The organism is Noviherbaspirillum sp. FW303-A3 (genome assembly GCF_058788695.1).
Genome location: NZ_JBYTAZ010000001.1, coordinates 1,184,910 through 1,196,829, shown reverse-complemented (window position 1 = coordinate 1,196,829; position 11,920 = coordinate 1,184,910). Strand labels below are relative to the sequence as shown.

Sequence of the window (11,920 nt, the reverse complement as noted above, 5' to 3'; positions counted from 1 at the left end):
GCCAGGCATCAGTGCGCCCACATCCGTAGCTGTCCCTGCATGTTGATCGTTCCATTGACAGACAGACGGCCCAGGCTTTCGGTCACAGGTGCGGCAGGATCGGTCTGCACGCTTAGCGATTCGAAGCCGAAATCGGTGTACTTGACGTGCGCGGGAAGACCGATGGCAAGGTAATCCGTCCCATCCGGTTTCTTCTCTACGTCGAGCGAGAGCCCGAAGACGTCGAGAGCACCGCGCAGGTTGCGCACCACAATGTGGGTGGTGCAGCCGTCGACATTGAATCCCATCGAGATCCTGCTGTCGACCGAGGGATTGGCCAGCGTCGGATCGTTGAGCGACAGGTGCATGGCAAAGTTGACGCCATCGGCGCCGCTCACATCCGACAGTGCAGCATCGTCCAGCGGCTGCTGTGCGAGCGCATGTCCGGAGATGACCAGCAATGACAGGATGAGGGAAAGTAATCTGCGCATGTCAGGGCTTGAATCTGATGTCGAGGTACTGGATCTGCATCGAGCCGATCCGGCTCGAACCGAGGTCCACGTTGCCGGTGGCGTCGCTGCGGAAGGACAGGTTGTCGACCTGCAGTCCGCCGAGCGCAGCGCCGTTCGCATCCGGCCAGTCGATGCCGATCCGCATGCGTGAATTGCCGGCATCATCGGTGACGGCATTGAAGATGCCCGGCTGCGACGTGACGTCGGCAATGCGCCAAGGCGCATTGAGGAAATTGCCGTTGCTGTCGACCGCCCCGATGCGCAGGCCGCGGAAATGCATCTGCTCCGTCACGCTGGCCGGTTCTGCTTGCGAAATGTCGTCGCGTCCGCGCGGGCGCAGCAGCATGTTGCCGACGTCGACACGCAGGCCGAGTCCGAAAGCGATGCCATCGTTGACGCGCGGCGTCGTCCACTGGAGGCCGCCGCCGTAAAAGGCGACGTCCTTGAGCACCATGCTGCCGCCGTCGAAGGCGATGCCGTCGGCATTCACACCCCAGTCATAGGCTGCCTGCCACTTTTTCGCGCCGTTGGCATTCTCCGGAAAGGCGAGGGTAATGATGTCCGCCATGCCGGGCGCGCCCTTGATGATGTCGAGCCGGTATGGATCGCCAAACGGATTGGCAGGGTCGTCGGAGCGGGTTGCGTAGAAGCTGCCTATGTAGGCACTCGCCGTGGACGGCGCGGGTGCGTGATAAGTGAGGCGGGCGTCGCCGGACATCGAGAAACCAGACAGGTCGAAGCTCACGCCATCCCGCCCTTGCACTGACGACAGCACATCGTCGGACAGCGGCTGCAATCCCTGCGCACCGGCAGGCACGGCGACGCACGCCATCGCGAATGCGCAGCAGGCAAGGCCAGAGAAGAACGACGTTTGTTTCAACATGTCAGCGCACCGGCGGCAGGTTGGGCGGTGGCATACCGGTGGTAGTCAATGCAGTCAGACGATCTCGCCAGTTGAGCCATACGCCGGCCTGCGCGAGGTCGGGCGCTTGCGCCATGCCTGCGGGCGCCTGGAACTGGACCGCGGACTTGAGCGCGGAAATCCAGAAATCGCGGCTCGCGCCGTTTGCGTCGCCGGCGCGCACGCCGCCCATCTGCGCAAAATTGAGGCAGGGTGCGGTGCACGAACCGTCCCAGCGTTTTCCGCCGCCGGCATCGGTGCGGGAGTCGAGCGTACCGGCGGCGCCGCCATCGACCAGCATCGATCCGCTCAGCGTGGACAGCGTCATGCCGATGTCGCCGGCAATGCTTTCAAAGCCGAAGCGCATGCCGACCACTTCGCGGGTCGCCGCATTGCCGGCGTTGCGATAGACGAATTCGAAATAGGGATTGGTAATCTGCACCAGGCGCTGCGCCTCGGTGCCGTCGCTGCGACCGAACTGGAGCGCCGGAATATCGAGGTCGGCGCCGCTGCCGTTGCGCGGTGCATAGTTGTATTCGCCAAGGCGGATATTACGGAAGTTGGCGTTCAGCGTCACGTCCGCGCCCAGCGCGATGCGCGTGAAATCGTAACCGCCGTAGCTGCTGTTGTTCAGCACCAGGAAGCCCTGCCCATGGTGGGTGGACAGTTCCTGCTCGGACAGCGCGCGCAACTGCGCATGCGCCGTTCCGGCATGCAAGGTGACTGCAGCGCCCAGCGCCGCAAGGCAGACACGGATCATGCTTGTTCTCGAACGAAGGAACAGGAGAGAAAACCCCCGGCGTGCGCCGGGGGTTGCCAGCCAAGCTAGGAAGGGGTTCCAGTAACTGCCTGGATTAGTGAGCCCACATCCAGACTTGCGTGCCGCGCAGGTCGATGTCGGTCATGGCGATCGAACCGAAGGACGGACCGGTCACGCCGGCAGCATGGCCACCCATGCGGATGGAACCGACGGTCACGTCAACCAGTGCCGCGGTCGGGACGGTGATGCCTGCCGGGACAGCCATCTGTACGACGTCGCCGCCGTTATAGAAGCTGGTCGGGAAGGTCACGCCGGAAGCGGTCAGGATGCCTTCGAAGGAAGCCTGGTTGATGATGTCCAGGGTGCCGGCGATCAGGCCGCGAACGCCGATGTTGTTGAAGCTGATCGAACCGCCTGCAGCGTCCGTATCGGTGTAGGTGAACGAACCGATGTTGATGTTCAGGCTGGCAGCGATGGACACACCGTCCTGGCCGGCGACCTGGCTCAGGCCTTCGTCAGCGATCGGGGTCATTGCAGAAGCAGCCATGGACAGGCCGGACAGAACAGCGGCGATTGCGGTCTTCTTGAACAGTTTCATATATAGTCTCCAAATAGATAACGTGGTGTAAAAAAGAGTTTTTCTTCCCCTGCCGCGAACGCCGGTTCCATGTTTCTTGTGGAAACACCGAGTACTGTTCGGTGTGCGCTTTGCCCGCACGCCGGACGCTGGAACCGTGTCGTACAGCTCTTAATATTTCAGCAATACTAAGAGCCTTCATATTAGGTCAGCCCCTGTTGACAACGGGGACCGCCGCTGTGACTGGACGAGCCAAATCGTTGGCCTCGAAAGCCATCACCAGGGAATGCATTTCCGGGTCGAAAGAATGTGCGGTGTGCACAGCGCCTTCATGCAACTACGCGAATGCGATGGTGTGGCGATGTCGTTGGCTGGAAAATTTTTTTCGAAAGCCAGTTTGATGCCGCTCGACGGAGCAGCATGCTGCTCCGCACAACCACTGTTCGACCGATCTTTTTAGAGTGTGCACTCTATTGTTCCAATGACAATCTTATGTAACCTCTTGATTCCCTTGAGGCACATGCACAGGGCTTCAATGCGGGCGTGCTGCATTTCCTGATGCTTTCACTTTTGCGGGTAACTTGATTGGCTGCTATTCCTTATCAGGTGCTGGAACGTCCGGCGGTCCTGCGTTCCCATCCAACCAAATTCCGGCCGCCGGCGACGGGCGACGCCTGCCTGGCGCGGGAGCGGGTGATGGAGCGCATCCGCCAGGCAGCCGGGGCGAAGCTGGTGCTCGTACAGGCGCCGGCGGGCTTCGGCATCACGACCTTGCTGAGGCGCATCCACGATGAGTGCCGGCAGGATGGCGGTGCCGCTGCCTGGCTGACGCTGGATGCCGGCGACAACGACCTCGAGCGCTTCATGTCATGCCTCGCGCAAGCGTTTGCACAGATGAACCGCGGATTCACGACGGTGCGCGGTCTCTTCGATTCGCGCCTGCGGCAGGACGGGGCCTTCGAGCTGGCCGACGCGCTGGCATCGACGCCATTGCCGTTCACCCTGATCTTCGACGAATTCGAACACCTCCAGAATCCCGCCGTTCTTGCCATCGTCCAGCAGCTGATCGACATGCTCGGACCGCAGCAACGGCTGGTGATCGGTTCTCGCGTGCAGACCGCGCTGTCCGTCGGCCGCTTGCGCGCGCGCCAGCATCTGCTGGAGATCGACGCGGCGCAATTGCGCTTCAGCCTGGAGGAGACAGCGATCTTCCTGCGTGACAAGCGAGGGCTGCGGCTGGACGATCACGAGGTAGAGAAGCTGCATGACATTACCGACGGCTGGGCCGCCGCCCTCTGGCTGGCCTCGCTTGCGCTGGAAGGCAGCGAGGACCCGCGCAGGATCATCCAGACCTTCTCGGGTTCGCACACTTCGATTGCCTCCTACCTTGCGGAGGATGTGCTGTCGAAGAAGCCGCGGCACCTGCAGGATTTCATCCTGCAGACCAGTGTGCTGCAGAAATTCTGCGCCGACAGCTGCAATGCAGTGACGGGACGCGAAGATGGCAGGGCGCTGCTGCAGGAAATCGAGCGTTCCAACATGTTCATGACGCCGCTCGACGAGCAGCACACCTGGTTCAGCTACCATCCGTTGTTCGCCGATTTCCTCCGCGCCCATCTCGAGCGCGAGTACCCCGGTCTCGCGGCCGTGCTGCACCGGCGCGCTGCCGCCTGGTATATCGGCCAGAACCGGCCGACGCATGCGATCGACCATGCCATCGCATCGGGAGACACCGGATATGTGCTGGAACTCCTCGACCGCCATGCGCAACCGCTGTTCCTGCAAGGACGCGTACGGTTGCTGGCACGCTGGTTCGACGCACTCGACCGGCGCGACCTCGTCGCCTATCCGCACCTGATTTCCGTCTATTGCTGGTCGCTGCTGCATATCAACAGGAGCGAGGAGGCGCTGAACCTGCTGGAAACGGTGACGGCCGACGACGGAAGCTCGCCCGTCTCCCATTCGACGTACCACGTGCTGCGCACATTCAGCCTGATGATGCTGGACCGCGCCGAAGAAACGGCGCCGATGTGGGACGACCCCGGCATCCTCGGCAGCGCCGCGCGGGAACCGCTGCTGCGCAGCATGCTCATGATCGGCTGCGCCTATTATTACGCGACCACCAGCCGTTACCGCGAGGCACGCGTGCTGCTCGACCAGGCGACGCAGGAACATCCTGCGGTGGGGCCCTTGTTCAGCATTGCTGTCGCCGGCTATGTGCGCGGCATGCTGGACCTGGTCCAGGGCAACCTGCGCGCAGCCTGTGCCCGCCTGCTGGCACTGATCGGCGACGAATCGCAGCGGCAGTTGCGGTGCAGCGCATCGCGCATGGGCGTGCTTCTTGGACTCGCCGCCGAGGACTTGCCGCCGCGCGACGGTGCGGACAGCGGGTTCGCCAGCCTGTACCTCGCCGAAGTGCTGTACGAGATGGATTCGCTGGTGGAGGCCAAACGCCTGCTCAAGCTCTTTCTGCCTTTGGTCAAGGATGCGGGAATCCCGGACCAGCTGATTGCCAGCCATGTCATCTATGCCCGCATCCTCCGGCTGGAAGGCAATGCCAACGATGCGCTGCAGGTCCTGCTGGAGCTGGAGCAGTCCGGCATGCAGCGACGCCTGCCGCGCGTGGTGGATGCCGCGCGGCTGGAGCTGGCTCGCGCCGCCATCCTGCAAGGCGACATCGAGGAAGCCCGATCGACGTTCGCGCTGGTGGGAGGGGCGCCGTCGTGGCAGCGCCGCGACATGCAGATGATCGCCACCGACATTGAAAGCCCGGCGCTGTGCGCTGCCCGCATCCAGATCCATACGGGGCAGGCCGCGGCGGTGCTTCCGCTGCTGAAGGAACACTTGCAGGAGGCCTATGCGCGCGGACGCATGCGGTATGCGCTGCGCGTGAAGGTGTTGTATGCACTGGCCCTGTCACTTGCCGGCCAGCGCAACCCCGCATTGCGCACCCTGCGCGAAACCATGCAGGATGCGATGGAAGAGGGTTTCGTGCGGGTCTTCAAGGACGAGGGTTCTGCCTTGCTTGCACTGGTGAAGGAGATGCTGGACGGCATGCAGGAGTCATCCGGACAGGACAACAATGCATTACGCAGTTTCGCTGAGCGCGTCCTGCATCGCGCCCGCATGCAAACGGTACGACCATCGGGGAGCAGCGCGCCGATCCCCGATTGCGCGGTGAATCCCGGAGGCAGCGAGCTGACGGAGCGCGAACTGGATGTCCTGCTGCTGCTTGCAAAAGGGTACGGCAACCAGGCGATCGCAGAAAAACTGTTCGTCTCCATCACCACCATCAAGACGCACCTGCGCAATATTAATATCAAGCTTGGCGCGCACAACCGGACGGAAGCGATCTCCATCGCACGCCGGCTGGGCGTCATTGCCTGACATTTCCCGGCTGCGGCGGATGTCTGCCGCAGCATCTTTCTCCGGCTTTCCCACCAATGCGCTGCAGCATGCAGCGGACCCGCCTTGTTGCTCGCCCGCAGGCAATTCGTTGAATCATGCGCGAGCAGAAATGCATCTCGGCAACATGAAAGTTCTTGTCTCAAGAGCGACAAACTTGATGCTGCGCAATCAAGAATCGTCCAATCGGACGACCTCTCCTCCACCTGTTCGCTCGTACATTTAAAGCCACTCGGCAAGCTGTCAAAAAAATAAGTTTTCAGATGCAGCGCCGGCGGGTTTTCGGCCGATCGCGAGGGACATCGCGACGCCAGCATCATCCATTCGAGGAGAAGACATGAAGGGGATCAACATATGTTCGTGATCTTGCTTGGCGCGGTCGCGTTCGGCATTGCCCAGGCAGGTGCCGCGGAACGGTTCGAGGTGAAGGACCGTCCGGAGGGACAGTTCGAACTGCCGCAGTCCATCGTCGGCGGTGCGCCGATCACCGAGCCGGTGAAGATCGAGCCGCACTCCCAGCTCAAGTTCCAGAACATCGTCAAGCAGGCCTACGACTACAGCTGCGGCTCGGCCGCACTGGTCACGCTGCTGGTCAACCACCTCGGCCTCGACGTCAACGAGCAGCAGGCGATGGAAGGCATGCTCGAACGCGGCGAGAAGGAAAAGATCATCGAACGCCGCGGTTTCTCCCTGCTCGACATGAAACGCTATGTCGCATCGCTCGGCATCGAAAGCGGCGGCTTCCGCGCCGAGGTCAAGGACCTCATGACGCTCGAGCATCCGGCCATCGTGCCGATCGATTACGCAGGCTTCAAGCATTTCGTGGTGTTCCGCGGAATCCGCGACGGGCTGGTGTACCTCGCCGATCCGTCCGCCGGAAACATCGTCCTCGAAGTCGACGAATTTGCGTCGCTCTGGGACCGCAACACCCTGTTCGTCCTTTACCCCCAGAAGAACCGGCCGGCGCTTGGAAAACTTGCGCTGTCCGACCGGGAACTCGGCGTATTCGACATGGATCGCGTCCGGGACCAGGCAAGCCTTCAACCGCTGGGCAATGCGTACCTGATGGAACGCGCGCTCAACTCAGGTGCCGGTGGCGTGTACCTGCGCAGGAACTGACCGCCGTTCCGCAACGCCGTCAATACAACTAAACAAAGGGAGTCGTCATGAGAATTCGTCCATTGCTGGGTTTCATTGCTGCTGCGCTGATGCTGCCTGCGTATGCGCAGCAAGGCGGGGCCGACAGCGCCGCCGCGCGCGATGCATTGAAAAAGCAGGAAGGGGATACCGACCAGTCCACACTGCTCAAGCAGACGCTCACCGCCGTCGACAAGCAGTATTCGCTGATCAAGCGCGGCAAGATCGCCGCCAACTATGAATTGAACTATTCCTATGTCGGCCAGGAGCGCATCAACGCCGACATCAGCTCCGGCCAGCTCACGCTGTTCGAGATCAACAACGACAGCGCCCACCAGATCACCAACACTATTTCGGTGGACTACGGCGTGCGCGACAACCTGACCGCCAGCGTGAGCCTGCCGCTGGTGAGCAAGTATTCCGAGAACCCCTCCTTCGACGGCTTCTCGCACTCGCTGGGCGACATCGGCGTCGGCGCACGTTTCCAGCCGTTCGAGGCCAAGCGCGGCCGTCCGAACCTCACCCTCACCAGCAACCTGCGCCTGCCCACGGGCAAGAGCCCGTTCAAGGTCGATGCGAACCAGGACCTCGCCACCGGATCTGGCGTGCCTTCGCTGAGTGCGGGCGTGAACGTCAACCACATCGTCGATCCGGTTGCACTGTTCGGTTCGCTTAACTTCACCTACAGCGGCGCGGCCAAGGACCTTGCGCAGATCCGCGGTTCGCGCGTATTGACCCGCGTCGAGCCCGGACCGAGCATCGGCTTCGGTCTTGGCTTCGCCTATGCGCTGTCGTACGGCATCTCGACGTCGATCTCGATCCAGGAATCGATCTCGCGCGGCACCAAGCTTTACTTCCGCGACGGCACCAGCGCCAAGACCAAGACGCAGACTTCGGGCATGCTGAACCTGGGCATCGGCTACCGTGTATCGCCGAAGACCACGCTCAACATCACCGCCGGCATCGGCCTGACGAACGACTCGCCCGACTTCACCCTTGGCATCAGCATGCCGCTGTCGTTCTGATAGGGCGGACACGCGATGATGACCTGTCCGAGCAAACACAGGCGATACCGGACGCGGCTGCTGCAGAACCGGACGAAGTTGCTTCCGCTGGCCGGCCTGCTGCTGTCGAGCGCGCTGCCGCCGGCCCATGCGGCGCTGACGGATAACCTGCTGACCAGCCCCACCGCCATGTCGCTCGGCAATGCGGTGACGGCCGACCCGCCGGGGACCGATTCGATCCATTTCAATCCTGCAGGATTGACGCGGATCACGGGCGAGGTGCACTCCCACTCGTTCGGTGCGGTATCGTTGCGCGCACCGGCGTCGTTCCGGCAGGGAGCCGACTTCAGCATCGGCGGCTTCCGCGACGATCCGCTCAACGGCACCTCGACCGGGGAGATGAACCAGCGGGTCTACATCCCGGGTATCGGCCTTCCCGGCTGGCGCTTGCCGGGCGTGGTCCTTCCCGGGCTGGGGATTGCCTACAACAAGGAAGGATCGCCGTTCACCTTCGCCATCGGCAATTACATCAGCCAGGCAATGAGCTCGGATCGCACCAAGGATCCGGACGATCCCGGCCGCTTCTCCGGCAAGGTGATGCACCTGCAACGCCTTGTCTTTGCGGCGCCCGCCGTCGGCTACAAGGTGTCGGACACGCTCAGCATCGGCGCTTCCGTCCCGCTGGCGCACCAGGCCTTCATCCTCAACACCGACATGCGCATGCCGAACGAACTGCTGGGCATCGTCGGCAAGGTGCAGGAGGGCTGGTGTCCGGAGAACGGCGGCAACATCGTCGATACCTTTACCTTCGGCCTGTGTGGCGGCGGCGAGGAGGGGCGCATCAATCCGTTCAAGAAGGCGGCCAGCATCGACCTGAACATGACGGCGCACGTCGATCCGACGATCAACATCGGGCTGCTGTGGGAACCGCTGGACTGGTTCGGCCTCGGCGTGGTGTACCAGGGGGGATCGAAGACCAAGGTGTCCGGCCAGTACACCTTCCGCGCCGAGCCGATGCTGCGCCGCTTCGTGGAAGGCATGCACTCGAGCCTGCTGGGCCCGATCGCGGCCGGCGTCCTCGGCTTGCCGCAGACCATCCCGGAGGAGCAGAAAGGCAACGTCAGCGCGACGATTCCTTTCCCGCACCGCCTGCAGCTCGGTTTCAAGTTCAAGCCCACGCCGCGCCTGCAGTTCAACGTCGACGCCAACTACGCCAACTGGAAGAGCTGGGATGCGCTGACCCTGGAGTTCGACCAGAGCATCAAGCTGCTCGAAATGGCGCGCCTGTTCGGCGTGCCGGACTCGACCCGGCTCGCACTGCCGCGCGGCTACAAGAACACGCTGCACTTCGGCTACGGCATGCAGGCGAAAGTGAGCGAAAAGCTGACGCTGCGCCTCGGTTATGAACCGCGCAAGAGTTCGATCCCGAAAGACAAGATTGACCTGGTGGCGCCGCTGCCGGACACCAAGCTCTACAGCATCGGCGCCAACTACAAGGTCAACAAGGAGATGGATATCAGCGTCGCCGCAAGCTACATGACCGGCGATTACCACGTGCCGGCAAACGGCAGCTGCAACATGAACTGCGACAAGTTCTTCAACATCGTCTACAACCCGTACGCCGGGCTGGACGTGACGGGCGGGATACGGGTCCGCTATTTCGGCGTCACCATCACCAAACGCTTCTAGAACACTCTTACTGACAGGAGACACACCATGATCAAATCCGCGATTGCCATCACCCTCATCGTTGCCGCCAGTGCCGCAAACGCCGCCGGGGCGCACAAGCCGATTCCTCCGGCGAAGCAGGAACTGGTGCAGCGCGTGCTGCAGCTCTGGCAGGTCGACATCCTGGCGCAGTCGATGCTGCAGGAACCGGTCACCGACGCGGTGGGCCAGGCGCGCGCCGTGATCCAGGGACGCGTGCCGACCGAGCGCCGCGATGCGACGATGCGCGAAGTCGCGACGGAAGCGAAGAAGTTCCTCGACGAGAACGGCCCGGTCGTGCGCGCCAGCGCGCAGAAACTGATCCCAAGTACGGTGGTGCCGATGCTGGCCGAAAAATTCACCGAAGACGAACTGCGCCAGATCATTGCCATCCTCGAGTCGCCGGTCAAGAAGCGTTTTGAGGAACTGGTGCCGGAAATGCAAAAGGCGCTCGGCGAAAAAGTCGCCGCCGAATCGCGCCCGGTCATCGATCCCAAGCTGGACGACTTCCGCCAGCGCATCAGCGCGCGCTTGCGCACCGCCATCACGCCCTGAGGCATGGGCGATGCACCAAGCAGGGGAAGCGGCCCCGGCGTCGCGCGCAGCCGGGCCGGCAGAGTGAACGAGACAAGAACAAGGGGAGCAACATGACATATTCGTCGGCGATCGATCTGGTACGGGGTATCAAGGCACGCCTGGCAGCGCGTGGTCTCGATGTGGACGCATTCTTTCGGCAGGCGGGGCTCGAGGAGTCGGAGTGCATGGCGGACGACGCGCTCACGCTCTCGGACAAGCTGAGCCATCTGTGGGAAATGGCGACGCAGGCCTGCGGCGACCCGCTGCTCGGCGTGAAGGCGGCGCTGCCGCAGCCGCTGGACCGCTCCGGCCTGATGGGGCACATCATGCGCGCGTCGCCGGATGTGAAGACGGCCATCGAAAACCTGGTGCGGTACACGCCGCTGGTGTCGCCCACGGTGCACAGCACGATCGAGCAGGGCGGCGGCAGCACGCGCGTCAGCCTGCATCTTCCGGGCGGACAGCGTCGCGTGCCGCAGCAGCATTACGACTTCGTGTGGTGCCTGGTGCTGCGCACCTTGCGTGCGGCGGCGGGGCGCGACGATCTGAAGCCGGTGCAGGTCAGCTACGCCTTCCCGCAGCCGGCGGATGTGCTGCCCTATGTGGATGCCTTCGGCTGCGCGGTGCAATTCGGCATGCAGACCAACACCATGCAGTTCGACGACGCCGACCTGTCCGTGCCGATCAGCACCGAAAACCCGATGGCGGCCGACTGGGCGCTGCGCATGCTGGCGGACCTGGCACAGGCGCAGCGCAACTGGACGCTGCGCATGCTGGCCAAGCTGGAGAAGGCGCCGCAGGCGGACAACACGTTCAGCACGCGTGTGCAGGGCCTGCTCGCCGGCATGCTGGCGCATGGCGAGCCCCTGCGGGAGGAAGTGGCGAAGCGGCTGATGATGAGCGAGCGCACATTGCAGCGCAGGCTGGCGGAGGAGGGCACCAATTTCACGCAGCTGGTGGACGACACGCGGCGTGAGATGGCCTATCAATACCTCCGGAAGGGCGACCTGTCGCTCAAGAAGCTCAGCTTCCAGCTCGGCTTCTCCGATCCCAGCGCGTTCTGCCGTGCATGCCGGCGCTGGTTCGGGCGTTCGCCGAAGGAAGTGCAGCAGCGGTCCGCCGCTCCGGAGTTCGTCTTGCCGCACGCAGGATCGCTCGCGCCGGTGATGCCATTCCGGCGGACGGACAGCTTCGAGCCGTTCGCTCAATTCAAACCGAACTGATTTACCCCAGGCGTTGTGGCTATTTGCGCCTCCGCAGCACCAAGCTTGCGGAGGTGTTTTTTTTCATTGAAAGATTGTTATCTGCGAGGGCGTTACCCTTGCTTACAGATATTTTTTCAATGCCGTACTAAGGTGGAGG

10 protein-coding genes are annotated in these 11,920 nt (G+C 62.8%); 6 read left to right on the top strand and 4 right to left on the bottom strand.

All coding sequences use genetic code 11. The features are described from left to right. Nucleotides 1–8: 8 nt before the first annotated feature. The 4 genes from AC3WOY_RS05885 to AC3WOY_RS05870 all read right to left on the bottom strand — a co-directional run bounded on the left by AC3WOY_RS05885 (nucleotide 9) and on the right by AC3WOY_RS05870 (nucleotide 2,750). The gene (locus AC3WOY_RS05885; protein ID WP_492421697.1) at nucleotides 9–470 is read right to left on the bottom strand and encodes a hypothetical protein; all 462 of its coding nucleotides are present in this window, start codon (nucleotides 468–470) and stop codon (nucleotides 9–11) included. A gap of 1 nt (nucleotide 471) precedes the next feature. Then, entirely contained in the window at nucleotides 472–1,374 is a 903-nt protein-coding gene (locus AC3WOY_RS05880) for a DUF6160 family protein (RefSeq protein ID WP_492421695.1), read from the bottom strand. Nucleotide 1,375: 1 nt separating this feature from the next. Then, complete coding sequence (locus AC3WOY_RS05875) at nucleotides 1,376–2,152, bottom strand: hypothetical protein (protein ID WP_492421693.1); 777 nt, start codon at nucleotides 2,150–2,152, stop codon at nucleotides 1,376–1,378. Between the two features lie 94 nt (nucleotides 2,153–2,246). Further along, on the bottom strand, nucleotides 2,247–2,750 hold the full coding sequence (locus AC3WOY_RS05870) for a DUF6160 family protein (RefSeq protein WP_492421691.1): 504 nt from the start codon (nucleotides 2,748–2,750) through the stop codon (nucleotides 2,247–2,249). 564 nt (nucleotides 2,751–3,314) lie between these two features. On the opposite strand from AC3WOY_RS05870, the gene AC3WOY_RS05865 reads away from it, so the two are divergent. From AC3WOY_RS05865 to AC3WOY_RS05840, 6 genes are all read left to right on the top strand, one after another. Further along, entirely contained in the window at nucleotides 3,315–6,116 is a 2,802-nt protein-coding gene (locus AC3WOY_RS05865) for a winged helix-turn-helix domain-containing protein (RefSeq protein WP_492421689.1), read from the top strand. A 372-nt stretch (nucleotides 6,117–6,488) separates the two neighbouring features. Then, a complete protein-coding gene (locus AC3WOY_RS05860; protein WP_492421687.1) occupies nucleotides 6,489–7,253 on the top strand; it encodes a C39 family peptidase in 765 nt (254 codons plus the stop codon). 47 nt (nucleotides 7,254–7,300) lie between these two features. Further along, the gene (locus AC3WOY_RS05855; protein WP_492421685.1) at nucleotides 7,301–8,296 is read left to right on the top strand and encodes a transporter; all 996 of its coding nucleotides are present in this window, start codon (nucleotides 7,301–7,303) and stop codon (nucleotides 8,294–8,296) included. 15 nt (nucleotides 8,297–8,311) lie between these two features. After that, nucleotides 8,312–9,964, top strand: a complete 1,653-nt coding sequence (locus tag AC3WOY_RS05850) for an OmpP1/FadL family transporter (RefSeq protein ID WP_492421683.1) — start codon at nucleotides 8,312–8,314, stop codon at nucleotides 9,962–9,964. A gap of 27 nt (nucleotides 9,965–9,991) precedes the next feature. Further along, nucleotides 9,992–10,537 (top strand): DUF2059 domain-containing protein, encoded by a 546-nt coding sequence (locus AC3WOY_RS05845; RefSeq protein WP_492421681.1) that lies wholly within the window; start codon nucleotides 9,992–9,994, stop codon nucleotides 10,535–10,537. Between the two features lie 92 nt (nucleotides 10,538–10,629). Continuing rightward, nucleotides 10,630–11,781 (top strand): AraC family transcriptional regulator, encoded by a 1,152-nt coding sequence (locus AC3WOY_RS05840; RefSeq protein ID WP_492421679.1) that lies wholly within the window; start codon nucleotides 10,630–10,632, stop codon nucleotides 11,779–11,781. Nucleotides 11,782–11,920: the final 139 nt, after the last annotated feature.